The organism is Pseudonocardia hydrocarbonoxydans, from assembly GCF_006539565.1.
Lineage (GTDB): Bacteria > Actinomycetota > Actinomycetes > Mycobacteriales > Pseudonocardiaceae > Pseudonocardia > Pseudonocardia hydrocarbonoxydans.
This window is the reverse complement of the sequence record NZ_BJNG01000020.1, coordinates 110,641-136,722: the sequence shown is the minus strand read 5'-3', so window position 1 is coordinate 136,722 and position 26,082 is coordinate 110,641. Positions and strand designations below refer to the sequence as shown.

The 26,082-nt window shown below is 74.1% G+C and carries 28 protein-coding genes; 7 read left to right on the top strand and 21 right to left on the bottom strand.

What is annotated here, in order from left to right:
* Positions 1-433 precede the first annotated feature (433 nt).
* Positions 434-811: a hypothetical protein gene (locus PHY01_RS14575; protein ID WP_141279184.1), complete on the top strand. Its 378-nt coding sequence runs from the start codon at positions 434-436 to the stop codon at positions 809-811.
* 72 nt (positions 812-883) lie between these two features.
* On the opposite strand, the gene PHY01_RS14570 is transcribed toward PHY01_RS14575, so the two are convergent.
* The gene (locus tag PHY01_RS14570) at positions 884-1,654 is read right to left on the bottom strand and encodes an isoprenyl transferase (RefSeq protein ID WP_246085903.1); all 771 of its coding nucleotides are present in this window, start codon (positions 1,652-1,654) and stop codon (positions 884-886) included.
* 162 nt (positions 1,655-1,816) lie between these two features.
* Here PHY01_RS14570 and trhA point away from each other — a divergent pair, with 162 nt between their 5' ends.
* Positions 1,817-2,440: a PAQR family membrane homeostasis protein TrhA gene (gene trhA / locus PHY01_RS14565; protein ID WP_141279199.1), complete on the top strand. Its 624-nt coding sequence runs from the start codon at positions 1,817-1,819 to the stop codon at positions 2,438-2,440.
* 44 nt (positions 2,441-2,484) lie between these two features.
* Here the strand turns inward: trhA and abmR are convergent, their stop codons facing one another.
* The 3 genes from abmR to mca form a co-directional block, all read right to left on the bottom strand.
* A complete protein-coding gene (gene abmR, locus PHY01_RS14560) occupies positions 2,485-3,090 on the bottom strand; it encodes an ATP-binding transcription factor AbmR (RefSeq protein WP_141279200.1) in 606 nt (201 codons plus the stop codon).
* A 662-nt stretch (positions 3,091-3,752) separates the two neighbouring features.
* The gene (locus tag PHY01_RS14555) at positions 3,753-4,034 is read right to left on the bottom strand and encodes a hypothetical protein (RefSeq protein WP_141279183.1); all 282 of its coding nucleotides are present in this window, start codon (positions 4,032-4,034) and stop codon (positions 3,753-3,755) included.
* A gap of 21 nt (positions 4,035-4,055) precedes the next feature.
* Entirely contained in the window at positions 4,056-4,940 is an 885-nt protein-coding gene (gene mca, locus PHY01_RS14550; RefSeq protein WP_141279182.1) for a mycothiol conjugate amidase Mca, read from the bottom strand.
* A gap of 495 nt (positions 4,941-5,435) precedes the next feature.
* On the opposite strand from mca, the gene greA reads away from it, so the two are divergent.
* Positions 5,436-5,930: a transcription elongation factor GreA gene (gene greA / locus PHY01_RS14545; RefSeq protein ID WP_218030155.1), complete on the top strand. Its 495-nt coding sequence runs from the start codon at positions 5,436-5,438 to the stop codon at positions 5,928-5,930.
* 89 nt (positions 5,931-6,019) lie between these two features.
* On the opposite strand, the gene ilvA is transcribed toward greA, so the two are convergent.
* Positions 6,020-7,273, bottom strand: coding sequence for a threonine ammonia-lyase (ilvA, locus tag PHY01_RS14540; RefSeq protein ID WP_141279180.1), 1,254 nt, complete (start codon positions 7,271-7,273; stop codon positions 6,020-6,022).
* 107 nt (positions 7,274-7,380) lie between these two features.
* On the opposite strand from ilvA, the gene PHY01_RS14535 reads away from it, so the two are divergent.
* Together PHY01_RS14535 and PHY01_RS14530 are read left to right on the top strand one after the other, a co-directional pair.
* Positions 7,381-8,391 (top strand): sigma-70 family RNA polymerase sigma factor, encoded by a 1,011-nt coding sequence (locus PHY01_RS14535; protein WP_246085902.1) that lies wholly within the window; start codon positions 7,381-7,383, stop codon positions 8,389-8,391.
* A gap of 44 nt (positions 8,392-8,435) precedes the next feature.
* A complete protein-coding gene (locus PHY01_RS14530) occupies positions 8,436-8,660 on the top strand; it encodes a hypothetical protein (RefSeq protein WP_141279179.1) in 225 nt (74 codons plus the stop codon).
* 10 nt (positions 8,661-8,670) lie between these two features.
* On the opposite strand, the gene PHY01_RS14525 is transcribed toward PHY01_RS14530, so the two are convergent.
* The 5 genes from PHY01_RS14525 to PHY01_RS14505 form a co-directional block, all read right to left on the bottom strand.
* Complete coding sequence (locus PHY01_RS14525; protein WP_141279178.1) at positions 8,671-9,816, bottom strand: cystathionine gamma-synthase; 1,146 nt, start codon at positions 9,814-9,816, stop codon at positions 8,671-8,673.
* A 31-nt stretch (positions 9,817-9,847) separates the two neighbouring features.
* Positions 9,848-11,563 carry an SDR family oxidoreductase gene (locus tag PHY01_RS14520; RefSeq protein WP_141279177.1) on the bottom strand — a complete coding sequence of 572 codons (1,716 nt, stop codon included), beginning with the start codon at positions 11,561-11,563 and terminating at the stop codon, positions 9,848-9,850.
* Positions 11,564-11,570: 7 nt separating this feature from the next.
* Positions 11,571-12,494 (bottom strand): PDR/VanB family oxidoreductase, encoded by a 924-nt coding sequence (locus PHY01_RS14515; protein ID WP_141279176.1) that lies wholly within the window; start codon positions 12,492-12,494, stop codon positions 11,571-11,573.
* A gap of 47 nt (positions 12,495-12,541) precedes the next feature.
* The gene (locus tag PHY01_RS14510) at positions 12,542-13,378 is read right to left on the bottom strand and encodes a metal-dependent hydrolase (RefSeq protein WP_141279175.1); all 837 of its coding nucleotides are present in this window, start codon (positions 13,376-13,378) and stop codon (positions 12,542-12,544) included.
* An 87-nt stretch (positions 13,379-13,465) separates the two neighbouring features.
* Entirely contained in the window at positions 13,466-14,836 is a 1,371-nt protein-coding gene (locus tag PHY01_RS14505) for a cystathionine beta-synthase (RefSeq protein WP_141279174.1), read from the bottom strand.
* Between the two features lie 336 nt (positions 14,837-15,172).
* Here PHY01_RS14505 and PHY01_RS27115 point away from each other — a divergent pair, with 336 nt between their 5' ends.
* Positions 15,173-15,769 carry a sigma-70 family RNA polymerase sigma factor gene (locus PHY01_RS27115; RefSeq protein ID WP_218030154.1) on the top strand — a complete coding sequence of 199 codons (597 nt, stop codon included), beginning with the start codon at positions 15,173-15,175 and terminating at the stop codon, positions 15,767-15,769.
* Here PHY01_RS27115 and PHY01_RS14495 read toward each other — a convergent pair.
* The 9 genes from PHY01_RS14495 to PHY01_RS14455 form a co-directional block, all read right to left on the bottom strand.
* A complete protein-coding gene (locus PHY01_RS14495; protein ID WP_141279172.1) occupies positions 15,708-17,003 on the bottom strand; it encodes an RNA polymerase sigma factor in 1,296 nt (431 codons plus the stop codon). The genes PHY01_RS27115 and PHY01_RS14495 overlap by 62 nt on opposite strands.
* A gap of 9 nt (positions 17,004-17,012) precedes the next feature.
* Positions 17,013-17,372: a YciI family protein gene (locus PHY01_RS14490; RefSeq protein WP_141279171.1), complete on the bottom strand. Its 360-nt coding sequence runs from the start codon at positions 17,370-17,372 to the stop codon at positions 17,013-17,015.
* 101 nt (positions 17,373-17,473) lie between these two features.
* Entirely contained in the window at positions 17,474-18,337 is an 864-nt protein-coding gene (locus PHY01_RS14485; protein WP_170183814.1) for a MurR/RpiR family transcriptional regulator, read from the bottom strand.
* A complete protein-coding gene (phnE, locus tag PHY01_RS14480; protein ID WP_141279169.1) occupies positions 18,334-19,176 on the bottom strand; it encodes a phosphonate ABC transporter, permease protein PhnE in 843 nt (280 codons plus the stop codon). The genes PHY01_RS14485 and phnE (PHY01_RS14480) overlap by 4 nt, the downstream gene beginning before the upstream one ends.
* Positions 19,173-19,976: a phosphonate ABC transporter, permease protein PhnE gene (phnE, locus tag PHY01_RS14475; protein ID WP_141279168.1), complete on the bottom strand. Its 804-nt coding sequence runs from the start codon at positions 19,974-19,976 to the stop codon at positions 19,173-19,175. The genes phnE (PHY01_RS14480) and phnE (PHY01_RS14475) overlap by 4 nt, the downstream gene beginning before the upstream one ends.
* Positions 19,973-20,737, bottom strand: a complete 765-nt coding sequence (gene phnC / locus PHY01_RS14470) for a phosphonate ABC transporter ATP-binding protein (protein ID WP_141279167.1) — start codon at positions 20,735-20,737, stop codon at positions 19,973-19,975. The genes phnE (PHY01_RS14475) and phnC overlap by 4 nt, the downstream gene beginning before the upstream one ends.
* On the bottom strand, positions 20,734-21,711 hold the full coding sequence (phnD, locus tag PHY01_RS14465) for a phosphate/phosphite/phosphonate ABC transporter substrate-binding protein (protein ID WP_218030153.1): 978 nt from the start codon (positions 21,709-21,711) through the stop codon (positions 20,734-20,736). The genes phnC and phnD overlap by 4 nt, the downstream gene beginning before the upstream one ends.
* Before the next feature lie 118 nt (positions 21,712-21,829).
* A complete protein-coding gene (locus PHY01_RS14460; protein ID WP_170183813.1) occupies positions 21,830-22,507 on the bottom strand; it encodes an HAD family hydrolase in 678 nt (225 codons plus the stop codon).
* Between the two features lie 210 nt (positions 22,508-22,717).
* Positions 22,718-23,170, bottom strand: coding sequence for a pyridoxamine 5'-phosphate oxidase family protein (locus PHY01_RS14455; protein ID WP_141279165.1), 453 nt, complete (start codon positions 23,168-23,170; stop codon positions 22,718-22,720).
* Between the two features lie 312 nt (positions 23,171-23,482).
* Here PHY01_RS14455 and PHY01_RS14450 point away from each other — a divergent pair, with 312 nt between their 5' ends.
* Positions 23,483-24,703 carry an acetyl-CoA C-acetyltransferase gene (locus PHY01_RS14450; protein WP_141279164.1) on the top strand — a complete coding sequence of 407 codons (1,221 nt, stop codon included), beginning with the start codon at positions 23,483-23,485 and terminating at the stop codon, positions 24,701-24,703.
* A gap of 64 nt (positions 24,704-24,767) precedes the next feature.
* Here PHY01_RS14450 and PHY01_RS14445 read toward each other — a convergent pair whose 3' ends face one another.
* Together PHY01_RS14445 and PHY01_RS14440 are read right to left on the bottom strand one after the other, a co-directional pair.
* Positions 24,768-25,580: a Bax inhibitor-1/YccA family protein gene (locus tag PHY01_RS14445; protein WP_141279163.1), complete on the bottom strand. Its 813-nt coding sequence runs from the start codon at positions 25,578-25,580 to the stop codon at positions 24,768-24,770.
* An 82-nt stretch (positions 25,581-25,662) separates the two neighbouring features.
* Positions 25,663-26,079 (bottom strand): hypothetical protein, encoded by a 417-nt coding sequence (locus PHY01_RS14440; RefSeq protein ID WP_246085901.1) that lies wholly within the window; start codon positions 26,077-26,079, stop codon positions 25,663-25,665.
* Between the last annotated feature and the right edge of the window lie 3 nt (positions 26,080-26,082).

The following is a 26,082-nucleotide window of genomic DNA, read 5'->3' as shown; positions in this document are numbered from 1 at the left end:
CCGGCGCGCTGGGCCTGCTCGGCGAGGCCGAGGCCGAGGACGAGGGCGGCGCCGGCGACGTGCGCGAGTGCTCGCAGGAGAACTCCTCGGGCGGCTCCGTCGTCCAGGGCATCGGCTGATCCACAGCCCCTAGCTCCACCAGCGGCGCCGGACCCCTCATCGGGGTCCGGCGCCGCTGTCGTGTGTCCACCGACCGGTGTCACTCGTGACCCACGGTTCACCTGCGTCACTCGTCCAGGGCATGCGAAACAGTCCCCGAAAGGGGGCGTATCTATTTGCCGAAATGGGTGCTACACCCGATGGAGTTACGCGGTTTGTGACTCGCCCGGACGAGGCGATACGTTCGCTCCAGCCAGCGCGGGCTCCCCACTCGGCCGCTGGCTCTGAATGGGTACGGCTTCGGTCGTATCCGGATCACAAACAGGAGATAACTGTGCTGAAGAAGGCTGGAATCATCGTGGCCGCGGCCGCTGCAGGCCTGCTCGCCGTCAGCCCGCTCGCCTTCGCCGGCGACAAGGGCGACTACGACCGCGACGGCGACACCGCCGTCAACTCCGTCGAGGACGACGGCGACAACACCGGCCTGGTCAACGTGGCCGACAACGAGGTCAACGTCCCCGTGCAGGCGTGCAACAACGACGTGCCCGTCAACGTCCTGGGCGTCCAGGTCTCCGACGTGCAGGCCGACCTGACCGGCGCGCTGGGCCTGCTCGGCGAGGCCGAGGCCGAGGACGAGGGCGGCGCCGGCGACGTGCGCGAGTGCTCGCAGGAGAACTCCTCGGGCGGCTCGGTCGTCCAGGGCATCGGCTGATCCACAGCCCGTAGCTCCGACAGCGGCGCCGGACCCCACACGGGGTCCGGCGCCGCTGTCGTGGTCGGGCGGTCAGGAGCCGAAGCGCCGGTGCCGGGCGGCGTAGTCGCGCAGGGCCCGGAGGAAGTCGACCTTGCGGAACTCCGGCCAGTACGCCTCGCAGAACCAGAACTCCGAGTTCGCCGACTGCCAGAGCAGGAAGCCCGACAGCCGCTGCTCGCCGGAGGTGCGGATGACCAGGTCCGGGTCGGGCTGGCCGGAGGTGTAGAGGTGGGCCGCGATGTGGTCGACGTCGAGCACCTCCGCCAGCTCCTCGATCGAGGTGCCCGACTCGGCGTGCTGGAGCAGCAGCTTGCGCACGGCGTCGGCGATCTCCTGGCGCCCGCCGTAGCAGACCGCGACGTTGAGCTGGAGCCCCGAACGGCCGGTGGTGCGGGCCGCGGCGTTCGCGAGGCGGTCGGAGATCTCGGCGGGCAGCAGGTCCAGCGCCCCGACGACGCGCAGCCGCCACCGCGCGGACGGGCCGCTCAGCTCGTCGACGACGTCGGCGATGATCTCCAGCAGGGGTTCGAGCTCGGCGGGTGGGCGCGTGAGGTTGTCGGTGGACAGCAGGAACAGCGTGACGACCTCGACCTGCGCCTCCTCGCACCAGCCGAGGAGATCCGCGATCTTCGCCGCGCCGACCCGGTGCCCGTCGTTGACGTCGACCAGCCCGGCGTCACGGGCCCACCGCCGGTTGCCGTCGAGCATCAGCGCGACGTGCCGGGGCCGCCCACCCGCCTGCTCCAGCCGGCGGCTGATCCGACGCTCGTAGACCGAGTACAGCACCTCGCGGACGCCCACGGCCGGAGAGCCTACGCCGACCGCGGCCCGTGATCGGCCGCACCACGGCGGCGGATTCATCCGCGCGACACCCGCCGCACGGGGGCCGTGGCGTAATCTCGGCACGTGTCTGCCGGGACCGTCGCGCCTCTCCCTGCCACGCCGCCGCTGGTCAAGCCACGGATGCGGGGCTGGCTGCACCTCTGGTCGTTCGCCGTGTCGATCGCGGCCTGCGCCACCCTGATCGCCGTCTCCGCCTCGCTCGTCGGCGGCGGCGCGGCCCTGGCCACCTCGATCTACAGCGTGACGATCCTGGGGCTGTTCGGCACCAGCGCGCTCTACCACCGCCGCACCTGGCGCACCGCCCGCAGCCGGATGATCATGAAGCGGCTCGACCACTCCATGATCTTCCTGTTCATCGCCGGCACCTACACCCCGGTCATCGCCCTGACCATGGCCCCCGACCGGGCCCGGGTGGTGCTGATCATCGTCTGGACGGGCGCGCTGGCCGGCGTCGCGCTGAAGCTGCGCTGGCCGCACGCGCCGGCGTGGGTCGGGGTGCCGGTCTACCTGGCGCTGGGCTACGTCGCGGTGTTCGTGCTGCCCGACCTGCTGGTCGGTGGCGGCGTGGCGGCGCTGGTGCTGCTGCTCACCGGAGGGCTGCTCTACACCGTCGGCGCGGTCTTCTACGCCACGCGCTGGCCCAACCCGTGGCCCCGCACGTTCGGGTTCCACGAGTTCTTCCACGCCGCCACCGTGCTCGCCGCGGTGTGCCACCACGTGGCGATCTGGCTCGCCCTGTTCTGACGGGTCTTCGTCATCGAGCGACGTGTCGCCCGCTCCGTCGACCGCTACCCGCCGTCGCCGGTCGGGCCCTTCGCCCGCAGCTCGTCCACGCGCGCCATCGCGTCACGCAGCTCGCCCAGCCACTCGTCGGCGTGCTGCCCGACCAGGCGGACCGCCCAGGCCAGCGCGTCGGAGCGGGAGCGGGCGACGCCGGAGTCGACGAGCGTGTCCAGCACGACCCGTTCCGGCTGGCGCAGCCGCGTCATCACCGGCACCGACGCCACGGTGAACAGCTCGACGTCGTCGCCGATCCGCGCACCCCAGGCCACCTTGCGCCCGTAGCGGTGCTCGGCCTGCCGCGCGATCTCGATGCGCTCCTCGCGGGTCTGCTCGCGGAACCGCGAGATCCGCCCGGCCACCGCGGCCGCCCGGTCGGCCCGACCCGCCTCGCTGTCACCGAACTCCCCGTCCACCGGCGGCAGTTCGCCGACGACCACGATCTCCTCACGGTCGACGGTCACCTCCGGAGCCGAGACGAACCACCCGTCGGGCAGCCGGCCCTGCAGCCACGCGCCCGCGTCGTCGGCGTCGGGCAGGTCGGCCTGCTGCCACCCCCCGCGCCCGGGCCCCCGCCCGCCCCGTCCCGCTCCCCCGTGCCATCCCCGGTGCATCCGCCCGCTCATCCCGACCTCCCAGGTCCGCAACAACGATTACGAGATTACACCACATTGCGGGTTGCACCACCGCCGTCCCGTTCACCCCCAGCGAACCCCGCGAGTCCCCCGTTTCCCGTCCGCGAGTCCCCCGTCTTCCGTCCGCGAGTCCCCCGTTCCGCGCAGGCGAGTCGTGGTTCTCGGGCGCACGAGTCGAGCTATCCGGGTCCAGGCGTCGCGGCTCCTGTCACGGGGGCGGTTCCACGTCGCGCGGGTCGGGCGGCCTCACCCCTGCATCCGGGCTCCGTGCGTCGAGTGTCGTCGACGAGATGCTGCCCACCCACGGTCGTCCAGACGGAGTCCGACGGGCCCGACCGGCGCCGGCCCAGCACGTCCGTCGTGCCGGTCGTCCCGACGCCCCGGCCGCCGCGGAACTCAGGCATGGGAAGTACGAGTCCACCGCCGGCCGGAAACATCACCGCTCACCGGAAACGGAGGACTCGCTGACCGGAAACGGAGGACTCGCTGACCGGAAACGGGGGACTCGCGGACGGGAAACGGGGGACTCGCGGGGTGGTCATCCCGGGCCCCGCAGCCCGGGCGGCGCGGGCCGCCGGGCGACGGCTGCGGGTTGGGGCCAGGGGGTGGGGCGACCGGGGTCGGTCGGGTGGCGGGCGCCGTCAGGGCTGCCTGGGGCCGGCCGTCTCGCCGTCGGCCGGGCCGGACTCGGACTCCGGCGGGTCGAACGACGCCGGCACCTTCTTCAGGTGCTTGGTCATGGACCGGATGAGGAGCAGCGTGGCCACCCCGAGCAGCAGGATGACCACGAGCGCCACCGGCGAGGCCTTGCCGAACTCCGGCTCCCCCGGCGGCGGCTCGACCCCGCCGCTCTGCGTGGGCACGGCAACGTGCGCGGCCGCTGCTGCCGGCACCGCGCCCAGGTCGACCAGTACGACGTTCACGTCTGCGACCCTACGTCTCCCTCAGCCCGCCCGCCGCACCGCCACCTCGGCGGGGATGCCCGCGAACAGGTCGTCCTCGGGCGTCGGGGCGTCGACCGCGGAGCGCACCAGCTCGTAGTCCTCGGTGGGCCAGACCTCGCGCTGGATGTCCGGCGGCACCAGGAACCAGCGGCTGGTGGGGTCGATCTGCGTGGCGTGGGCGATCAGGGCCTGGTCGCGCAGGTGGAACCAGTCGTCGCAGCGCACGCGCGTGGTGACGCGCAGCCCCGGATCGGGCCGGTCGGACCAGTTCTCCAGCCACTCCTTGTACGGCGACTCCAGCCCGCGGGCCTCCATCGCCTCCTGGAAGGCGAGCAGGCGGGCCTTGGAGAACCCGTGCGAGTAGTAGAGCTTGAGCGGCTCCCACGGCTCGCCGGTGCCCGGGAACCGGCTCGGGTCGCCCGCGGCCTCCCAGGCGGCCATCGAGATCTCGTGGGTCTTGATGTGGTCGGGGTGCGGGTAGCCGCCGTTCTCGTCGTAGGTGACGATCACGTGCGGACGGAACTCGCGGATCAGCGCCACCAGCGGGGCCGTGGCGACCTCGAGGTCCTCCAGCGCGAAGCAGCCCTCGGGCAGCGGGGGCAGCGGGTCGCCCTCGGGGAGCCCCGAGTCGACGAAGCCGAGCCAGCGGTGCTGCACACCGAGGATCTCGGCCGCCCGCGCCATCTCGGCCCGGCGGACGGCGGGCAAATCGGCGACCACCTCGGGACGGTCCATCGCCGGGTTGAGGATGCTGCCGCGTTCGCCTCCGGTGCAGGTCACGACCATGACCTCGTGGCCCTCGGAGACGTAGCGGGCGGAGCTCGCGGCGCCCTTGCTCGCCTCGTCGTCGGGGTGGGCGTGCACCGCCATCAGTCGCAGTGACATGAGCTCGGCCGTGGTCCTTCCGGGATCAGGAGCAGTGCTGTGGACGATCGTGGCAGAGCCCCCCGACAACGTGGCGGTGAGTCGGCCTCGCGGGGTGCAACGTGCCGGCACCCCATACCCTTCCCCACCGGTCACCGGGATGCTCGCTCACCGTGGTCCGAGCGGTGGACGACGAACGGCGCAGGCTGGTCCGTTGGGCCGTCCGCGGGGCGGTCCGACCCCCCGATCGGATGCGCTGACCTGCGAGGATGGGTCTACCGGGAACTTCTCCGGACACACGACCGTTCGACGAAAGGCTGCGACGAGCGGCTGACACCGTGTTACCGTGAGCTGTACACGGCCCGCAGGCGGGTCGTGTTTTTCCTTACTCAGGGGCCACCCCGGGGCCGCCACCCCCGGGCAGCGCCCGGAACGGGGACGCCCACGAGCGGGGTGGGTCCCGACCCACGGACACACGGTCCGCGGGCGTGGTGACCTGTACAGGCTGGAGGAGTGATGACCGTGACGGACACCCAGGTGACCTGGTTGACCCAGGAGGCGTACGACCGTCTCAAGGGCGAGCTGGACCAGCTGATCGCCAACCGCCCCGTCATCGCTGCCGAGATCAACGCCCGCCGCGAGGAGGGCGACCTCAAGGAGAACGGCGGCTACCACGCCGCCCGTGAGGAGCAGGGCCAGCAGGAGGGCCGCATCCGCCAGCTCCAGGAGCTGCTGCGCACCGCCCAGGTCGGCACCGCCCCCACCAGCTCCGACACCGCCGCTCCCGGGATGGTCCTCAAGCTGCGCTACGACGGCGACGACGACACCGAGACCGTGCTGCTCGGCTCCCGCGAGGAGGGCAGCCGCGGCGACCTCGAGGTCATCTCGCCGAACTCACCGCTCGGTGCCGCGCTGCTCGGCGCCCACGTCGGCGACACCCGCGAGTACCCGCTGCCCGACGGCGGCAGCATGAAGGTCTCCCTCGTCGCCGCGGAGCCCTTCCGCGCCTGACCCGTGCCCGCCGTGCAGACCCCGCGGTCACCGTGCACACGTCGAGCGGTGTGCACGGTGACCACCCGGTGTGCACGGTGGACGGCGGGTCAGCCGCGGCGGGCCGTGTCGTCCACCGTCACGTGCCCGGCCTCGCGCAGGACGTCGAGGAGCTCCGCGGAGTGCTCGGGCCCGCGTGTCTCCAGGGTCAGCGCCACCTCGACGTCGCCCAGCTCGAGCGCCCCGGTGATCCGGGTGTGCGCCACGTCCAGGACGTTGGCGCCGTGGGTGCCCATCAACGTGAGCACCCCGGCGAGCGCGCCCGGTCGGTCGGCCATCCGCACCCGCAGCGACAGGTAGCGCCCCGCGGCCGCCATGCCGTGCTGGATCACGTGCAGCAGGACCAGCGGGTCGACGTTGCCGCCGGAGAGCACGGCGACCACGGGTGTGTCGAACCGGTCCGGGTGCTCCATCAACGCCGCCACCCCGGCGACGCCCGCGGGCTCCACCAGCATCTTCGCGCGTTCCAGGCAGAGCAGCAGAGCCCGGGACAGCGCGTCCTCGTCGACGGTGACGATCTCGTCGACCAGCGCCGTGACCTGTGGGAAGGTCAGGTCCCCCGGCCGGCCGACGGCGATCCCGTCGGCGATCGTGCGCATCCTCGGCAGCGTGGTGGGCGCCCCGGCCGCCAGCGAGCCCGGCCACGCGGCCGCGCCCTCGGCCTGCACCCCGACGACCCGCACGTCGGGCCGCTGCGCCTTGACCGCGGCCGCGACCCCGCCGAGCAGCCCACCCCCGCCGGTGCAGACCAGCACCGTCGCCACGTCGGGCACCTGTTCCAGGATCTCCAGGCCGACCGTGCCCTGCCCGGAGATGATGTCCGGGTGGTCGAAGGGGTGGACGAACACCGCGCCCTTGCGCTCGGCGAACTCGACGGCGGCGGCGATCGAGCCCTCGATGGTCTCGCCGACCAGGTGCACCTGCGCGCCGTAGCCGCGGGTCGCCCCGACCTTGGGGATCGCGGCCCCGTCCGGCATGAAGACGGTCGCCTCGACGCCCAGCAGCTGCGCGGCCAGTGCCACGCCCTGCGCGTGGTTGCCCGCGCTGGCCGCCACGACCCCGGCCGCCCGCTGCCCCGCGTCGAGCCGGTGCAGCCGGGTGTAGGCGCCGCGGATCTTGAACGAGCCGGTGCGCTGCAGGTTCTCGCACTTGAGCCACACCGGCCCGCCGCAGCGCTCGGCGAGCGCCCGCGACCGGGCGACGGGGGTGGTGGTGACGACGCCGGCCAGCAGCTCCCGGGCGGCGCGGATGTCGTCCGCGCCGACGGGGGGCACCGGCCGGGCGTGGGGTTCTGCTGCGGCCATGGCGGCATCCTCGCACCCGGCCCGCGCGTCACCGTGGTGCGCGCGGCCCGGCACCGGAAAACGTCGGTGCCTGGTCCTAGGCTCACCGGGGCCGAGGGGAGAACGTCGTGACCACCATCGAACGGCCCGCCCGGGACGATTTCCTGGAGCTGGCCGCGCCGTACCGGCGCGAGCTGCTGGCCCACTGCTACCGGATGCTCGGGTCGGTGCACGACGCCGAGGACATGCTGCAGGAGACGCTGGTGCGGGCCTGGCGGGCCTACGACCGGTTCGAGGGCCGCTCGTCGCTGCGCACCTGGCTGCACCGCATCGCCACCACCACCTGCCTCACCGCGCTGGAGGGCCGCGCGCGGCGCCCGATGCCCGCCGGGCTGCACGGCACCGGCTCCGATCCCGACGACCCGCTGCGCGACAACCCCGAGATCGCCTGGCTGGAGCCCGCCCCCGACGACGCCGTGGTCCCCGACGCCGGGGCCGACCCCGCGGCCGTCGTCGCCGCACGGGCGGCGGTGCGCCTGGCGTTCGTCGCCGCGCTGCAGCACCTCCCGGCCCGCCAGCGCGCCGTCCTGCTGCTGCGCGAGGTGCTGCAGTGGCGGGCGGCGGAGGTGGCCGAGCTGCTGGACACCTCGGTGGCCGCGGTCAACAGCGCCCTGCAGCGGGCGCGGGCGCAGCTCCAGCAGGTCGCCCCCCACCGCGAGGACGTCGCCGGGCCGCTCACGCCCACCCAGCGCGACCTGCTCGACCGCTACGTCGCCGCGTTCGAGGTGAAGGACGTGCCGGCGATCGTCGCCCTGCTCGCCGCCGACGTGGCCTGGGAGATGCCGCCGTTCGAGGCCTGGTACCGCGGGCGCGGGCCGGTGGCCCGGCACCTGGAGATCCGCTGCCCGGGCGGGCCGGGCGACTTCCGGCTGCTCCCGGTCGCGGCCAACGCCCAACCGGGTTTCGCGCTCTACCTCCGCGGCGACGACGGGCGGTTCCGGCCCTTCGCCCTGCAGGTGCTCACCTTCACCGGCGAGGCGGTCACCGGCGTGGCGACGTTCCTCGATCAGGCCCTGTTCCCGGTGTTCGGGCTGCCGTCCGGCCTCCCGGCCGACCACCCGGTAGCCTCGACGGCGTAGGGCCGCCGTGAAGAGCCGGTGGTCCCTCGCCTGGGGGAGGTCGGATGACGCGGCTGCGGATGCTCGCTCCGCTGCTGGTCGCGGCTACCCTCGCCGCCGTGGCGGTGGCCACCGTGCGCGACGCGGGCTGCGACCAACCCGGTTACCTCGAGATGCTCGACGGCGGCGGGTACGAGCTGGTCGGCGGGTGCGTGGCCGCGGGCGACCTGCTGGTGGCCGACCCGCCCCCGCCCGCCCCGCCCGCCGACGACACGGCGGACCGGGGCTGACGCCCGGGCCTCAGGCGGCGCCGAGGGCGGTGCGCAGGTCGTCGAGCAGGTCCTCGATGTCCTCGATGCCCACGGAGAGCCGGACGAGGTCGTCGGGCACCTCGAGCGCCGACCCCGCGACGGACGCGTGGGTCATCGCACCCGGGTGCTCGATCAGCGACTCGACGCCGCCGAGGGACTCGGCGAGGGTGAACAGCCGGGTGGCCGCGCACACCCGCAGCGCCGCCTCGCGGCCACCGGCGACGGTGAACGACACCATCCCGCCGAAGCGCCGCATCTGCTTGGCCGCCACCTCGTGGCCGGGGTGCTCGGGCAGCCCGGGGTAGAGCACACGGGACACGGCGGGGTGCCCGGCCAGCAGGTCGGCGACCCGCTCGGCGTTGTCGCAGTGGCGCTCCATGCGCACCGCGAGGGTCTTGGCCCCGCGCAGCGTCAGCCAGGCGTCGAACGGGCCGGGCACCGACCCCACCGAGTTCTGGGTGAACCGCAGCCGCTCGGCCAGCTCGTCGTCGCCGGTCACCAGTGCGCCGCCCACGACATCGGAGTGCCCGCCGACGTACTTGGTGGTGGAGTGCAGCACCACGTCGGCGCCCAGGGCCAGCGGGGTCTGCAGGTAGGGCGAGGCGAAGGTGTTGTCGACGACGAGCCGGGCGCCCGCCCCGCGCGCGACGTCGGCCAGCGCGGCGATGTCGGCGATGCCGAGCAGCGGGTTGGTCGGGGTCTCGCACCAGATCACCCGGGTGGTGGGCCGGACGGCGGCCCGCAGGGCGGCGACGTCGGCGAGGTCGACCGGCGTGTACTCGATCCCCCACCCGGTGAGGATCTTGTCGACGAGGCGGAACGTGCCGCCGTAGGCGTCGTGCGGGATGACGATGTGGTCACCCGGGGCGAGCAGCACCCGCAGCAGCACGTCGGAGGCGCCCATGCCCGACCCGAACGCGATGCCGTGCCGGCCGCCCTCCAGCGCCGCGAGGCACTCCTGCAGCGCGGTGCGGGTCGGGTTGGCCGAGCGCGAGTACTCGTATCCGCCCGCGCGCAGCCCGCCGACGCCGTCCTGGGCGAAGGTGGACGACGGGTGGATCGGCGTGATCACCGCTCCGGTCGTGGGGTCGGGCTCCTGGCCCGCGTGGATGGCGTTCGTCGAGAAGCCGGGCATGGGTGGAACGGTACGCGCGTGCACGGCGCCGTCAGCGGGCCACCGGCGCACCCCGGTCGAGCCCGCTCGCGGCGAGGGTGCGCAGCAGGCCGGGCGAGAGCCGCGACAGCAGGCGCACCACGGTGGCCTCGGGCGTCACCGGGACGACGGCCTTCGAGCGGCGCACCGCGTCGACGATCTCGCGCGCCACCCCCTCCGGCCGGAAGTTGCGCCGCCCGTAGACGGCGGCGGCGTGCGCGCGCCGCGCGTCCTGCGCGGCGTCGTCGAGGCCGGAGAACGTGCTGGTCCGGGTGATGTTCGTGTCGATCAGGCCGGGGCAGATCGTGGAGACGCCGATGCCGTGCGCGGCGAGCTCCCCGCGCAGGCAGTCCGACAGCATCGCCACCGCCGCCTTGCTGGTGGAGTAGGCGGCCAGGTCCGTCGCCGGCAGCCAGGCCGCCGCCGACGCCACGTTGACGACGTGCCCGCCCTCACCGCGCTCGACCAGCCGGGCCCCGAACTCGCGGCAGCCGTGGATCACGCCCCACAGGTTGACGTCGAGCACGCGGCGCCACTCGTCGGGCGTGGTGGCGAGGAACGTGCCGGAGTGCCCGATCCCGGCGTTGTTGACGACGACGTCGGGCACCCCGTGCGCCGCGACGACCTCGTCGGCGAGCTTGCGCATCGCCGCCTCGTCGGAGACGTCGACGGCGAACGCGTGCCCGTCGACCTGCCCGGCGGTGTGCGCGGCCGCGGCGGCGTCGACGTCGACGGCCACGACCTCCGCCCCGAGCTGCGCGAACGCGTGTGCGGTGGCCCGCCCGATACCGCTGCCCGCGCCCGTGACCAGCACGAGCTTCCCGCCGAACTCGCCCTCGCGGGCGGTCCGGGTCAGCGCGGGCGCCGGGGCGCCGCGCACGTGGTCGACCAGTTCGGTGATCATCCGGGCCAGCGCGGGGCCGTGGGTCAGCGGCGCCCAGTGGGTCGCGGCCAGCGTGCGCCGCCACAGCCGCGGCACCCACCGGTGCGCGTCGGAGCCCATGTCCGGGCCGACGAAGTGGTCACCGGCGGCGTGCACCACCTGCACCGGGACCTCCGTCCGGCGCTCGCCGGGGTGCCGCAGCCGGCGCGCGATGTTGGCGCGGTAGAGCCGCACGCCGATCTCGCCGTCGGCGCCGCGGCTGCGCACCCGTTCCCGGCGCGGCACCCCGTCGACGCGCGCGAGCAGCGCGTCCCACGCGGAGCCCAGCCCGAGCCGCCACGGCAGCGTGCCCAGCCCGGGCACCTGGAACGCGGCGACGTACCAGGACCTGACCAGCTGCGCCGCCGACGCCCTCGGGTGCGCCGCCCAGCCGCGCATCCAGTGGCCGACGTGGTCCAGACACGGCCCGGCGACGGAGGTGAAGGAGGCGATCCGGTCGGCGGCGGCCGGGTCGGTGACCAGCTCCCAGGCCAGGATCGAGCCCCAGTCGTGCCCGACCAGGTGTACCGGCTGCTCGGGCGACACCGCGTCGATGACGGCGAGCAGGTCGGCCGCGAGCTGCTCGATGCGGTACGGCTCGATCCCGGCCGGGCAGTCCGACGCGCCCGCGCCGCGGTTGTCGAACGTGACGACGTGGAAGTCCTCGGCCAGCACCGCCACCACCTCGTCCCACACCACGTGGGTGTCGGGGTAGCCGTGCACGAGCACGACGGTCGGGTGCGCCGGGTCGCCGGCCGTCCACACGGCGAGGCGGACGTCGCCGGATCGCACGATCTGCTTGCCCACGGCTCTCCTAGAGGTCGAGCACGAGCCGGTCACCGGCCGCGCGGTCGGTACAGATCAGGGTGTCGCCGATGCGGCAGGTCCCGCAGAAGCCCTGGCGACAGGAGTAGGAGACGTCGGGCCGGACCTCGCGGACGACGTCGAGCACCGTCCGGTCGGCCGGCACGTCGAGGGTGACGCCGCTGCGCGCGAGCACCAGCCGGAACGGCCGCCCGCCGACCACCGGGGGCGGGCTGAACCGCTCGACGTGCAGCGCGGTGGCCCGGCTCGCGGGCAGGTCGGCGCGCAGCGCGTCGAGCATCGGCGGCGGGCCGCAGGCGTAGACGGCGGCGCCCGCGAGCGCGGTGGCCAGCAGGTCGGTCGGGGTGCCGAACTCGTCGTCGGGGCGGACGGCGACCCGCGGCGACCGCAGGACGTCGAGGAACGGCATGCTCGCGCGGGTCCGGCCGGTGTAGACCAGCCGCCAGTCGACGCCGAGCCGGGCGGCGGCGCGCACCATCGGCGCGATCGGGGTGATCCCGATGCCCCCGGCGACGAACAGCATCCGCGGCCGCACGACGAAGGGGAAGGCGTTGCGCGGCCCGCGCACGGCCACCGCATCGCCGACGGCCAGCGCGTGCATCTCGGCCGAGCCCGACCCGCCAGGGACCGCGCGCACCGCGACGCGGTAGCCGCGGCGGTCGGCCGGGTCACCGGTCAGCGCGTACTGGCGGCGCCGCCCGGACGGGAGCCCGACGTCGAGGTGGCAGCCCGGCTGCCAGACCGGCAGCGGGCGCCCGTCGGGTGCGGCGAGCCGCAGCGCGACCACCCCGTCGGCGACGACGACGCGCTCGGCGACCCGCAGGTGCAGCGTGCGGTCGACCGGCGTCGGGGCGCGGCCGGGGCGGCGCGCCAGCGACCGGTACGCCCCGCCGACCGCCGCCAGCGTGGCCATCGCCCGGTCCGGGCGGTCGCGTCCGCGCAGGTCCCGGGGGACCGCGGTCACCGGTTGGCCGCCGGGGAGGTGGCCAGGTAGCGCACCGCGGCGGCCGTCGACCCGTCCTGGCTCGGGTGGTAGCCGGGCCGGAACCACTTCGCCACCTGCGCCCCCAGGCGCAGCGGGTTCGGGACCACGCCCGCCCACGCGAGCCGGGCCCAGTCGACGAGGTGCGCGCGGCGCGGGCAGGCGGGGTCGGCGGCGGTGAGGAACAGCGCGCCGCGGCACCACAGCCAGGTCAGTACCGGCGCGACCAGCACCATCGCGCGGGCGCGCCGCAGGTAGGAGTCGTCGAAGTGGGTGAGGGTGTCGAACGCGACGCAGCGGTGCTCGACCTCCTCCGCACCGTGCCAGCGCAGCAGGTCGAGCATCACCGGGTGCGCGCCGTCGAGGGCGTCGGCGTGCAGCACCCAGTCGCCGAGCACCGACGTCAGGTGCTCCACGGCGGCCACGATCGCGAGACGTTCGACGAAGAACGCCTCGGTGCCGTCGCCCAGCAGCCGGTCGAAGATCCACTCGACCTGGTCGGTGTAGGGCCGCGGGTCCACCCCGTGCGCCCGCATCACCTCGAGCACCTCGTCGTGGGCACCGGCGTGCATCGCCTCCTGCCCGATGAACCCGCGCACCTGCTCCAGCAGGTCCGGGTCGGCGATCCGGGGCAGGGCCTGGGTGAACAGGTCGACGAAGAACCGCTCGCCCGCGGGCAGCAGCAGGTGCAGGACGTTGAGCACGTGGGTGCCGACGGGCTCGCCGGGCAGCCAGTGCATCGGCAGGTCGGCCCAGTCGAACCGCACGTCACGCGCGACGAGCACCAGATCCGCGGGGTCCTCGAGCGTCGTCATGCGGCCTCCTCGCCGGGGTGTAACCGTTGGTTACACCTTGCGGCACGGAGACCGTCCTGACAAGCCCCGGTCCGGTACGCGCTCCCGTCAGCCGCCCGAGCCGAGGAACGCGAGCACGTCGGAGCGGGTGACGACCCCGGCCGGCTTGCCGTCGACCAGCACCAGTGCCGCGTCGGCCGTGGAGAACGCGCTCATCGCGGTGTCCAGCGCCTCGTTCGCGCCGAGGGTGGGCAGGGCGGGCGACATGTGCCTCTCCAGCCGGTCCGACAGCTGGGCGCGGCCGGTGAACAGGGCGTCGAGCAGGTCGCGCTCGACGACCGCGCCCGCGACCTCCGCGGCCATCACCGGCGGCTCGGCGCGCACGACCGGCATCTGCGAGACGTGGAACTCCCGCAGGTAGTGCACCGCGTCGGCGACGGTCTCGTTCGGGTGCGCGTGCACCAGGGCGGGCAGCGAGCCGTCCTTGCGGCGCAGCACGTCACCGACCGTGGAGCCCTGGGCGGGCGGCAGGAAGCCGTAGCCCGACATCCAGGCGTCGTTGAAGACCTTGCCCAGGTAGCCGCGGCCCCCGTCGGGGAGCAGCACGACGACCACGGCGTCCTCGGGCAGCTCGCGGGCGACCTGCAGGGCCGCGACCGTCGCCATCCCGCACGAGCCGCCGACCAGCAGCGCCTCCTCGCGGGCGAGGCGGCGGGTCATGTCGAAGGAGTCGCCGTCGGAGACCGCGACGATCCGGTCGCAGATGCCCTTGTCGTAGGTGCTGGGCCAGAAGTCCTCGCCGACCCCCTCGACCAGGTAGGGCCGACCGCCGCCGCCGGAGTACACCGATCCCTCCGGGTCGGCCCCGATGATCTGGACGCGGCCGTCGGAGACCTCCTTGAGGTAGCGCCCGGTGCCGCTGATCGTGCCGCCGGTGCCGATGCCGGCGACGAAGTGCGTGATCCGGCCGTCGGTCTGCTCCCAGATCTCCGGGCCGGTGCCGTGGTAGTGGCTCTCCGGGTTGTGCACGTTGGCGTACTGGTTGGGCTTCCAGCCGCCGTCGATCTCGCGGGCGAGCCGGTCGGAGACGCTGTAGTAGGACTCCGGGTGCTCGGGCTCCACGGCGGTGGGGCAGACGACGACCTCGGCCCCGTAGGCGCGCAGGACGTTGCGCTTGTCCTCGCTGACCTTGTCCGGGCAGATGAACACGCACGAGTAGCCCTTGCGCTGGGCGACCATCGCCAGCCCGACGCCGGTGTTGCCCGACGTCGGCTCGACGATCGTGCCGCCGGGCCGCAGCTCGCCGGAGGCCTCCGCGGCCTCCACCATCCGCAGCGCGATGCGGTCCTTCACGCTGCCGCCGGGGTTGAAGTACTCCACCTTCGCCAACACGGTCGCCGAGACGCCCTCGGCGACGGCCCCCAGCCGGACGAGCGGGGTGTTCCCGACGAGGTCGGCGACATGCTCCACGTAGCGCATGGGCCCATCGTCCCCCACCCGCCGCCGGACCCGTGGACGAGGTCGCACGTGGCTCCCGGTGGACGCAAAACGAACACCCCGTGCCGCCGTTCCGTACGAGATACGGCCGAAATCACCCCATCGGGACTGCTCTGCGTGTTCTTCGCACTACGCTTCGCTGCCGCACGGGTCCTCCGGTCGACGGGCACATCGACCGGGTCCAGGCCCCGTGCGCTCCCCCCGGGGTCGCCCCCGCGTCGGTTCACGCTGCGCGCCGACGGCTCCCACCCACCGCTCCGCACCCGGTCAGCCCGTGGTCGCGAGCCGCTGTTCGCAGTACCCGCAGGAGGGGACCACGTGCACGACGACGACCCGCCCGATCCGGACGGCGAAGGGGACGATCTCGACGGCCTCGCCCGGCGCGCCGGGGGCGGCGACCGCGCGGCCCTGGACACCTTCCTGCGCCTGGTCCAGCCCCCGGTCGTCCGGTACTGCCGGAGCAGGCTCGTCGGGGCGCACGCCGCGCTCGGGCCCGACGACGTCGCGCAGGAGGTGCTGCTCGCCGTCTGCCACGCGCTGCCGCGGTTCCGCTCCGACGGGCAGACCTCGGCCATGGCGTTCGTCTTCGGCATCGCCCGGAACAAGATCGTCGACGGCTTCCGCTACGCCGGCCGCGACCGCTCGGTCGCGCGCGACGTCCTGCCCGACGACGCCGACGACGCGCCCGGGCCGGAGGCCGCCGCCGTCCTGTCGACGGAGATCGCCCGCCTGCGGTGGGCGCTGGACCAGCTGCTCCCTCAACACCGCGAGGTGCTGGGGCTGCGGATCGGCCTGTCCTACACCGCGGAGGAGGTCGGGCAGCTGATCGGCAGCAGCCCGGGCGCCGTCCGGGTCACCCAGCACCGGGCGCTGCAGAGGATCCGCCTGCTGCTGGCCGAGGAGTCGGCGAACTGACCTCGGCGAGCCGGCGTCGCAGGTAACGGCGCTCGGGCTCGTTGCCGACGAGCTCCAGCGCCGCGCGGTAGGCCTGCGCCGCCTCGGCCCGGCGGTCCAGCCTGCGCAGCAGGTCGGCGCGGGCGGCGGGCAGCAGGTGGTGGCCGCGGAGGCGGCGGTCGCCCTCGAGCGCGTCGAGCAGGGGCAGGCCGGCGGCCGGGCCGTCGCGCATGGCGACGGCGACGGCCCGGTTCAGCTCCACCAGCGGCGACGGGGCGACGCGGGCGAGCACGTCGTAGAGGGCGACGACCTGGGGCCAGTCGGTCGTCGCGACGTCGGCGGCCTCCACGTGGCAGGCCGCGATCGCCGCCTGCAGCGCGTACCCGCCCGGCGTGCCCCCGGTCAGCGCCTCGACGACGAGCGACCGGCCCTCGGCGATCGCGACGGGGTCCCACAGCGCGCGGTCCTGGTGCTCGAGCAGCACCGGCGTGCCGTCGGGGCCGGTGCGGGCGGCGCGCCGGGCGTCGATGAGCAGCATCAGCGCGAGCAGCCCGGCCGCCTCCCGCTCGCGCGGGAGCAGCCGTCGCAGGATCCGGGTCAGCCGGATCGCCTCGGCGCAGAGGTCGGCGCGCACCAGGTCGTCACCGGTGCTGGCCGCGTAGCCCTCGGTGAAGATCACGTACAGCACGCCGAGTACGCCGGGCAGCCGGTCGGGCAGCTCGTGCGCCTGCGGCACCCGGAACGGGATGCGGGCGGCGCGGATCTTCTTCTTCGCCCGCACGATCCGCTGTGCGGCGGTGGCCGTGGGCTGCAGGAACGCCCGCGCCACCTCGGGGGTGGAGAGCCCGGCGAGGCAGCGCAGCGTCAGCGCCACCCGGTCCGGCGGCGCGAGTGCGGGATGGCAGCAGGTGAAGAACAGCCGCAGCCGCTCGTCGGGCACGTCGTCGTCGACGGCGGGGCCGGGCGGCTCGGCGCGGTCGGCCTCGGCCGCCAGCACCGCGAGCCGCGCCGCGTACGCGCGGTCGCGGCGCAGCACGTCGACGGCCCGGCGGCGGGCGGTGGTCAGCAGCCACGCGCCCGGCCGGGCGGGCACGCCGTCGACGGGCCAGCGCTCCAGCGCCGCGGTGACGGCGTCGGAGGCGACCTCCTCGGCGAGGTCCAGGTCGCCGAACTGCCGGACGAGCGCGGCGAGCAGCCGGCCCCGCTCCTCGCGGAACACCGCCTCGACGGAGCCGGCCGCCCGCCCGTCAGACATCGCCGTGGCTCACGGCGCCTCGAACTCCTGGATGGGCCGGACCTCGATGCGGTTGCCGTTGTGCGAGCCGGGGCAGCGGGCCGCCCAGTCCAGCGCGGCGTCGAGGTCGGGGACGTCGAGCAGGTAGTAGCCGCCCAGGATCTCGCGGGTCTCGGCGAACGGCCCGTCGGTGACGACGCGCTCGCCGTCGGCCCGCACCTCGACCGTGGTGGCCGTCTCGGTGCCCTGCAGCGCCTCGGAACCGAGCTTGACGCCCGCCTCGGCGACGGCCTTCTCGTAGTCCCAGTAGGTGTTCATCTCCGCCTCGATCGCCTCGGGCGTCGGCGGCTCGGCGGGCGGGGCGCCGTAGATCAGCAGCAGGTACTTCATCGCGGGTCTCCTGTTCGTCGTCGCGCGGCCGGGGTGCCGCACAGCATGACGACGAACGGGCGGCGGCGGAATCGACACCGCGCGCTCAGTTTCCCGGCCGTTCAGTTCCCCGGTGGCGGCCCCTCGACCAGCGCCCCGCCGATGACGTCGAGCAGCCGGGCCCGGGCCGCCGCGGCCACGTCGGGGTAGCGGGCGGCGATCGTCTGCACGAGCGCGTTGACCAGCAGCGTCTGCGGCACCCGCACCGACCTGCTGATCTCGTCGGAGAACGAGGTCTGCCGCATCCCGGTGACCAGGGTGACGGTGGCGTGCTCGGCGAGCGGGGTGCCCCCGAAGGAGGTGAGGACGACGACCGGCGCCCCGGCCGCCGCCGCGGCCTCGGCCACCCGGACCGAGGTGTCGGTGGCGCCGGACCCGCTGACGATGAGGCAGGCGTCCTCCGCCGTGAGCAGCCGGGCCTGGATCTGCTGGGTCATGTAGTCGGGAGGGGCGTCGGCGGGCTGGCCGATGGCGGTGAGCCGCATCGCCGCCTCGGCCGCGACGGGCGCCGACAGGCCGTTGCCGGCGACCAGCACGCGGCGCGCCCCGGCCAGGATCCGCACCGCCCGGTCGACGGACTCGTCGTCGAGCAGGGCCGTCATGACGTCGAGGGAGTCGGCGACGGTGCGGTAGAACTCGCGCAGCCCCGACTCGGTCGCGGCCACCGCGGTGGACCGGTCTATGCCGAGGTCGCGGGCCAGCAGCACCCGCAGCTGCGGGTAGCCCGCGAAGCCGAGCCGCTGGCAGGTGCGCACGACCGTGGCGCGCGAGACGCCCGCGGCCGTGCCCACCTCCTGCGACGACGCCTCGATGGCCCAGTCGGGCCGGGCCAGGAACGCCTCCGCGACGCGCCGCTCGCTGGGCTGCAGGGTGGGCAGCAGCGACTGGATGCGGGCGACCACGCCACCGGGCTCGGGGGCCTTCACAGCACGGATTCTGCCGGTTGCCGGGCCGCGCGGGAGTCGCCGGAGATGATGCGGTGCCGGATGGCGGCGGAGAGCTGGTCGACCAGCACGGTGACGACCACGATCACCACGATCGTGATCCCGATGCGGTCCCAGAGCCGCCGCTCGAACAGCTGAGCCAGCAGGGACCCGATACCGCCCGCGCCGAGCACGCCGAGCACCGCGCTGGCCCGGATGTTGATCTCGAAGCGGTACAGCCAGAACGCGACGACCTCGGGCAGCACCTGCGGCACCACCCCCCACCTCAGCACCGCGACGGGCCGGGCGCCGGTCGACCGGGCGGCCTCGACCGGCCCGGGGTCGATGGACTCGATCGCCTCGCTGGTGAGCTTGCCCAGCGTGCCGACCGATCCGACGCCGATCGCCAGCGCCCCGGCGAGCGGCCCGAGCCCGAACACCGGCAGCATCAGCGCGATCGCGAAGATCAGCTCCGGTACGGCGCGGATCAGGTTGAGCACCTGCCGCACGCCGAGCACCACCGCAGGCGGCGCGATGTTCGACGCGGCCGCGAAGCCCAGCGGGAACGACAGCAGCGCCCCGATGACGGTGCCGATCCACGCCATCTGCAGCGACTCGACCATCAGCTCGAACGACACGGCCCAATACTCGGGGAACTCGCCGTCGAAGGGGTTGCGCAGCACGCCGTCGGCCATCAGGCCGCCGTAGTCCCACAGCGCGGCGGGCGCCTCCAGCAGCCGGCCCCACCGGGCGTCGACCAGGACGATCGCGCCGAGCAGCAGCAGCGTGCCCAGTGTCCAGCCCGCGTGCCGCAGCCGGCGCGACGGCCGGGGCGGCCTCACACCAGCCTCCGGCGGACCGCGCGGGAGAGCTGGTCGATCGCGAACACCACCACGAACAGGGCGACGACCAGCGCGGCGAGCCGGTCGTAGCGGAAGCGCGAGAGCTCCACGGAGATCACGTTGCCGATCCCGCCGCCCCCGACCAGCCCGATCACGACCGAGGCGCGGATGTTCAGCTCGAACACGTAGAGGCAGTAGGACAGGTAGCTGGGCGCGATCTGCGGGAACACCGCGCGGGCGGCGCGCTGGACCCGGTTGCCGCCCGCGGCGTCGGCGGCCTCCAGCGGACCGGGGTCGACGGCGTCGATCGTCTCGGCCGTCAGCTTCGCGGCGATGCCGAGGTTGAACAGCACCAGCGCCATGATCCCGCCGAGCGCCCCGGTGCCCACCGCGGCGACGAACAGCAGGCCGTAGGCGATGTCGGGCAGCGACCGCACGACCGACAGCACGGCCTTCGCCAGCTGGTACACCACGGTGCCCGGCGCGGTGACCCGGCTGGCCAGCATCGCCGCGCCCAGCGCCAGCACGCACCCGACGACCGAGGCGACGACCGCGATCGACAGCGTCTCCACCCACGCCGGCAACACCCGGACGACGTAGGACCAGTCGGGGTCGAGGAACTGGGCGATGATCCGCTGCCCGCGCAGCGTGTCGGTGAACAGCGGCGCGAGGGTGAACTCGATGCCCAGCGCGGCCCAGACGGTCACCGCGAGCGCCACCGCCACCCCGCCGACCAACGGCCACCGGACCCCGGGCGGGGCCGGCCGCGGCGTCGTCGTCGTGGTCGTCGTCGTGGTCACCGCAGCAGCACGTCGTCGGCGGTGAGCGAGCGGCCGTAGATCTCCTCGAAGACGGCGTCGTCGGCCTGCTCCGCGCTGCCGTCGAACACGACCGCCCCGGCCCGCATCCCGATGATCCGGTCGGCGTAGCGCCGGGCCATGTCGAGGAAGTGCAGGTTGACGACGGTGGTGTGCCCCAGCTCGCCGCCGATGCGCTTGAGGTCGCGCAGCACCTGGTTGGCCGTCGGCGGGTCGAGCGAGGCGACGGGCTCGTCGGCCAGCACCACGCCCGCCTGCTGGGCGATCACCCGGGCGATGGCGACGCGCTGCTGCTGCCCGCCGGAGAGCTCGGAGGCCCGCGTGTAGGCCTTCTCCACGATCCCGACGCGCTCCAGCGCGGCGAAGGCCAGCTCGCGGTCGGCCGCCCGCGGCACGCCGAGCACCGAGCGCCAGGTCGGGGTGTCGTGCAGCCGACCCATCAGCACGTTGTCGAGCACCGAGGCGCGCTTCACCAGGTTGAACGACTGGAAGATCATGCCGACGCCCGCGCGGATCGCCCGCAGCTCCCGGCGGCCCGCCCCGTCGACGCGCCTGCCGTCGACCTCCAGCCGCCCCGACGTGACCGGCACCAGCCCGTTGACGGTGCGCACCAGGGTCGACTTGCCCGCCCCGGACAGGCCCACGACCACCACGAACTCGCCGTCGGGGATCGTCAGGTCGACGCCGTCCAGGCCACGCACCCCGTTGGGGTAGGTGACCCGGACGTCCGAGAACGTGATCATCCGCCGAAGTTCGCGGCCACCTGGCGGGCCACGTCGAGCTGGTCCAGGTCGGCCGGGACCAGGCCCTCGATCGAGTAGACGGCGTCGAACGCCGCGGCGCCCTCCGGCGTGGCGATGACGGCGGTCATGGCGTCGGCGATGGCCGTGCGGGTCTCCTCCGGCAGCTCGCCGCGCACCGAGACCCCGTCGTTGGGGATCTCCGGGGACCAGGCGAACACGGTGACCTTGCTGCCGATCTCCGGGTCCTCCTCGAACACGTCGTTGCGGGCGTCGTCGAAGGAGACGCCGACCGCGACGTCCCCGCGGGCCACGGCCAGCACCGAGTTGGGGTGACCGCCCGCGAACTGGGCGTCGATGCCGGTGAGCGGGTCGATCCCGGTGATCTCCTGGATCTGGGTGGCCGGGTAGTAGTAGCCCGAGGCCGAGCCCTCGTCGACGAACATCACCGTGTCGCCCTCGGCGATCGCGCCGATCGCGTCCTCGCCGACCGGGCCGGCCGTCGCGGTGTCGGTGCCGTTGCAGTAGTTGAAGGTGTTGCCCTCGGGGTTGGTGGCCTGCACGACCGGCGTGGTGCAGTACTTCGCGGGGTCGTTGGTCATCCACTGGGTGTGGTAGCTGGGCGAGTCACGGCGCACCGACTGCAGGATCGGGACCGCGCCCGCCTGGTCGACCGACTGCACGAGCGCGATCGGGCCGAACAGCCCGATGTCGGCCTGCCCGGTCTGCATGGCGACGACGAGCGCCGCGTAGCTGTCGCTGACGACCGGCTCGACCGGGATGCCGAGCTCGGCGGAGAGCAGCTCCGCGAGCTGGTCGGCGTCGAGGACGAGCTGGTCGACCTCCGCCGAGGGCACCAGGCCCAGCACCAGGCTCTCCGGCGGCCCCTCCGGCGCCGCCGCCCCACCGCCGCCGCAGGCCGTGAGCACCACCCCGGCCGCCAACGCGCCTACCCATCGTGCGGACCGCATTCCCATGTGAGGCTCCCCGAGGTGGAACGGCAGTTCGTGCCAGCACCGACGGTGCAACGTTGTTGCACCGTAGCCAGCACCCGGACACACCGACAACGGCCGAGACCGAACCTCGACCGCGGTGTCACGCGCTGTTCACCGCGGTGCCGGACGCCCACGCCCGCACCGCGCCGTACAGCTCCTCGAACGTGGCGGCGCGGGCGTCGGCGGGGCCCTGGCGCAGGTCGAAGCGGTCGATGTAGGCGGTGGCGCAGCCGCGCTCGCGCGGGGCGCGCAGGTCGTTGGCCCACAGGTCCCCGACGCTGAGCAGCCGCCCCGGCTCGTCGGCGATGCCGTGCTCGGCGAGCAGCCGGTCGACGGCCGGGCCCATGCCGTCGGGCTTGCCGGCGTCGCCGATCCGCTCGTCGACGACGCCGGCCAGGCCGAGCCGGTCCAGCAGGACATCGAGGCCGTCGGCCGGGGCGTTGGTGAGGACGACGACGTGGACGTCGAGCCCGGCCAGCAGCTCGGCCAGCCCGGCCGGCGCGCGGACGCCCAGCCCCTCGGCGAGCAGGGCCGCCCGGCTCGCCCGGTACGCCCGGCCCTGCTCCTGCGGCGCCAGTCCGCGGGCGGTCGCGACCTCCTGGACGAGCTGGTAGACGTCCTGCGCCGCCGTGCCGCCCGCACCGTCCAGGAACGCGGTGACCGCCTCGCGCAACGCGGCCCGGCCCGGCCCGTCGAGCCGGGCCGCCACCTCGTCGGCGTAGCGCAGTGCGGGCCCGTCGCCGACGCAGACCGTACCGTCGAGGTCCAGGAGCAGCACCCTGCCCCGGTAACAAACGTCCCCCATGTACAAGATTCAAACCCGTTTGTTACGGTCCCCACAAGGCGGCCGGTGCGACCGGCCCGGCGACGAGCGCCCCACCCCGCGCTCCGTACGCCGTCGGAGGACTCGGGCGACCACCATGTCGCCGGGCCCCGGGCCCCTGCCGCACGGGCAGTGGGCTCCGGTCGCACCGGCCGTTCGTCCGCCCTACTCCCGCTCCACCCGACGCAGCCCCCGCACCGGCGTCCACGACTCGACCACCAGCAGCGTGGCGTCGGCGTTCAGGCCGGTGACGACGACCTCGTGGATCTCGGCGCGGAACAGGTCGCCGGACGCCGGCCCGTCGAGCGGCCCGGCGAGCACCGCACGACCCGCGACCTTCGCGTCCCCGGGCCACGCCGCCTCGTCGGCGGGCGGGTCGACCGAGGCGCTGTGCAGCGCGAAGCGCGGGTCCCGTCGCAGGTCGGCGCCCTTGCGGGCGCCCGGCATCGATCCGAACGTGAGGTCGTCGCCGACGAACTGCACCTCGATGCCGCTGATCCGCGGCGACCCGTCGGCGCGCAGGGTGGCGATGGTCTTGTGCTTGTGGGCGTCGAACAGCGCGCGGGCCCGGACGGCGAACGCCGGCTCCGCGGACTCGAGGTCCCTCCAGGTGGCCATACCCCACGATGCCGCGGATCCCTGACAGCAACCGTCAGGCACGGTGTTCCCGCGCGCGTTCCCGGGTCTCGCGCGCCCCCGGGAGCGCGCGGGACCCGGGAACGCGCGCAACAGGCACCACGGTCCGCCGCTGACCCGCCGCGTCGGTCCGTCGACGCCCGGCGGCGGCCCGACACCGGGTCGTCCGGACTGCGCGCGCGGCTCCGCTCGGGCGGGCGGGAGCGGGCCACGTCACGTCGGCACCGGCCGCACTCGCAGTTACCCGCGAGTACCCTCCTTCGCAGGAAACGTCCCCCACGAAGGAGATCGACGATGCCCGAAGCCGTGATCGTCGCAGCGGCCCGCTCCCCCATCGGCCGCGCGTTCAAGGGGTCCCTCGCCGGAATGCGCCCCGACGACCTCGCCGCCCAGATGGTGAAGGCCGCGCTGGCGCAGGTACCCGCACTCGACCCCGCCGACGTCGACGACCTCATGCTCGGCTGCGGCCTGCCCGGCGGTGAGCAGGGCTTCAACATGGCCCGCATCGTCGCGGTGCTGCTCGGGCACGACACGATGCCCGGCACCACCGTCACCCGCTACTGCTCCTCCTCGCTGCAGACCACCCGCATGGCGCTGCACGCGATCAAGGCCGGCGAGGGTGACGTGTTCATCTCGGCCGGCGTCGAGACCGTGTCGCGCTTCGCCAAGGGCAACAGCGACTCGATCCCCGACACCCAGAACCCGCTGTTCGCCGAGGCGGGTGCGCGCACCGCCGCCACCGCGGAGTCCGGCACGGACACCTGGGTCGACCCGCGCAGCCAGGGCCTGGTCCCCGACGCCTACATCGCGATGGGGCAGACCGCGGAGAACCTCGCGCGCGCCAAGGGCGTCACCCGCGAGGAGATGGACCGCTTCGGCGTCCGCTCGCAGAACCTGGCCGAGAAGTCCATCGCCGACGGCTTCTTCGCCCGCGAGATCACCCCGGTCACGCTGCCCGACGGCACCATCGTCTCCACCGACGACGGCCCGCGCGCCGGCACCACCTACGAGGGTGTCTCGCAGCTCAAGCCGGTGTTCCGCCCGGACGGCCTGATCACCGCGGGCAACGCGTGCCCGCTCAACGACGGCGCCGCCGCCCTGGTGATCATGTCGGACACGAAGGCCGCCGAGCTGGGCCTCACCCCGCTCGCCCGGATCGTCTCCACCGGCGTCTCCGGCCTGTCGCCCGAGATCATGGGCCTCGGCCCGGTCGAGGCGTCGAAGAAGGCGCTCGCGCTGGCCGGCATGACCATCGACGACATCGACCTCGTCGAGATCAACGAGGCGTTCGCCGCACAGGTCATCCCCTCGGCCCGCGACCTGGGCATCGACGAGGACAAGCTCAACGTGCACGGTGGCGCCATCGCGATCGGCCACCCGTTCGGCATGACCGGGGCCCGCATCACCTCCACCCTGCTCAACGGCCTGCGCAGCCGCGACAAGACCATCGGCCTGGAGACGATGTGCGTCGGCGGCGGCCAGGGCATGGCGATGGTGCTCGAGCGCCTGAGCTGACCCCGTACGACGCACGGCGGCCCCGCACCGGATCGGTGCGGGGCCGCCGTCGTGCGGGGTGGGGCTAGTCCTGGCGCAGGTAGCTCAGCAGGCGCAGGATCTCGATGTAGAGCCAGACCAGCGTGGTCATCAGGCCGAAGGCGATGTACCAGGCGAACTTCGCCGGTGCGCCGCCGCGGATGGCCTGGTCGGCCGAGTCGAAGTCGAGCAGCAGGCTGAACGCCGCCACGCCGATCACGAGCAGGCTGAACCCGATGGCGAGCGGGCCGCCGTCGCGCAGGCCGGTGTTGACGCCGAACAGGCTCATCACCAGGTTGAAGATCATCAGGACGACGACGCCGATCAGCGCGCCCATCAGCCACTTGGTGAAGCGCGGGGTGACGCGGACCGCGCCGGTCTTGTAGACGACCAGCATGCCGAGGAACACCCCCGCGGTGCCGACGATGGCCTGCAACGCGATGCCCGGGTAGATGTCGTTGAAGATGCCCGAGATGCCGCCGAGCGCCACGCCCATCGCCGCGGAGTACAGCAGCACCAGCGGGGCACCGGCGAACTTCGGCTTGAAGATCAGGACGAGGGACACCACGAAGCCGACGATGAACGCGGGCAGCGCCAGGCCGTAGAGCCCCGACACCGCGGTGAGGGTGCCGAGCACGAGGGCGGTGCCCGCGCTCAGGCCCGTCTTCATGACGACGTCGTCGATGGTGATCGGGCGCTCGCCACCGGCGGCGCGCCCGTACTCGACCTGAGAGGTCTGGGTGTCGGCGTAGGCGGCGGCTCCGCTCATCGCGCCACCGCCCTGGCGGTCGAACGTGGCGTATCCGCCGCTGCCCCCGCTGGGCAGGTTGCGGAACGCGGGATTGCTGCTGCTGCGCACCTGGATCCTCCCTGGATGAATGCCGTGCATCCTGTCCAACGCGGGAGGCCCTGTCGACGTTCCCACGCGGGTAAAGAGAACATTACGCTGCGGCCGCACCGCCGCGCGGCGGGTCCAGCGCCACCCCCGCCTCCTCCAGCGCGGCCTCGGTGAGCAGCCGGGCGAACGCGCGGTCGCGCCCGTCGGCGGTCGCCAGGGGCGGGTCGGGCACGCCGACGACCGCGCACAGCTGCAGCAGCACGTCGTCGTAGGCGGAGAACACGGCGACCTGGCGCACGTGCGAGCCCGGCCGACCGGCGCGGACCTCGCGCCGCAGCCGGCGCACGTCGGCCACCACCTGCTCGAACGACGGGCCGGGCGACGGACGGCGGCGGCGCTCGAGCACCGCGCCGACCGCACGGGGCAGCAGCCGCAGTGTGACCCACAGGACGAGGGTCGGTGCCACTGCGACGAGTAGGTAGATCAGCAGCCCCACCAGGGGCGAGCGGTCACCCGCCACCCC

What these genes read in the sequence shown, in the direction of transcription:
- greA (WP_218030155.1), top strand. Translation starts at nt 5,436, where the DNA reads ATGACCGTGACGGACACCCAGGTGACCTGGTTGACCCAGGAGGCGTAC.
- trhA (WP_141279199.1), top strand. Translation starts at nt 1,817, where the DNA reads ATGCGGGGCTGGCTGCACCTCTGGTCGTTCGCCGTGTCGATCGCGGCC.
- PHY01_RS14455 (WP_141279165.1), bottom strand. Translation starts at nt 23,170, where the DNA reads ATGGCCACCTGGAGGGACCTCGAGTCCGCGGAGCCGGCGTTCGCCGTC.
- PHY01_RS14490 (WP_141279171.1), bottom strand. Translation starts at nt 17,372, where the DNA reads ATGAAGTACCTGCTGCTGATCTACGGCGCCCCGCCCGCCGAGCCGCCG.
- ilvA (WP_141279180.1), bottom strand. Translation starts at nt 7,273, where the DNA reads ATGGCCGCAGCAGAACCCCACGCCCGGCCGGTGCCCCCCGTCGGCGCG.
- PHY01_RS14510 (WP_141279175.1), bottom strand. Translation starts at nt 13,378, where the DNA reads ATGACGACGCTCGAGGACCCCGCGGATCTGGTGCTCGTCGCGCGTGAC.
- mca (WP_141279182.1), bottom strand. Translation starts at nt 4,940, where the DNA reads ATGTCACTGCGACTGATGGCGGTGCACGCCCACCCCGACGACGAGGCG.
- abmR (WP_141279200.1), bottom strand. Translation starts at nt 3,090, where the DNA reads ATGCACCGGGGATGGCACGGGGGAGCGGGACGGGGCGGGCGGGGGCCC.
- phnD (WP_218030153.1), bottom strand. Translation starts at nt 21,711, where the DNA reads ATGGGAATGCGGTCCGCACGATGGGTAGGCGCGTTGGCGGCCGGGGTG.
- PHY01_RS14495 (WP_141279172.1), bottom strand. Translation starts at nt 17,003, where the DNA reads ATGTCTGACGGGCGGGCGGCCGGCTCCGTCGAGGCGGTGTTCCGCGAG.
- PHY01_RS14450 (WP_141279164.1), top strand. Translation starts at nt 23,483, where the DNA reads ATGCCCGAAGCCGTGATCGTCGCAGCGGCCCGCTCCCCCATCGGCCGC.
- PHY01_RS14515 (WP_141279176.1), bottom strand. Translation starts at nt 12,494, where the DNA reads ATGGCCACGCTGGCGGCGGTCGGCGGGGCGTACCGGTCGCTGGCGCGC.
- PHY01_RS14505 (WP_141279174.1), bottom strand. Translation starts at nt 14,836, where the DNA reads ATGCGCTACGTGGAGCATGTCGCCGACCTCGTCGGGAACACCCCGCTC.
- phnC (WP_141279167.1), bottom strand. Translation starts at nt 20,737, where the DNA reads ATGATCACGTTCTCGGACGTCCGGGTCACCTACCCCAACGGGGTGCGT.
- PHY01_RS14525 (WP_141279178.1), bottom strand. Translation starts at nt 9,816, where the DNA reads ATGCCCGGCTTCTCGACGAACGCCATCCACGCGGGCCAGGAGCCCGAC.
- PHY01_RS14530 (WP_141279179.1), top strand. Translation starts at nt 8,436, where the DNA reads ATGACGCGGCTGCGGATGCTCGCTCCGCTGCTGGTCGCGGCTACCCTC.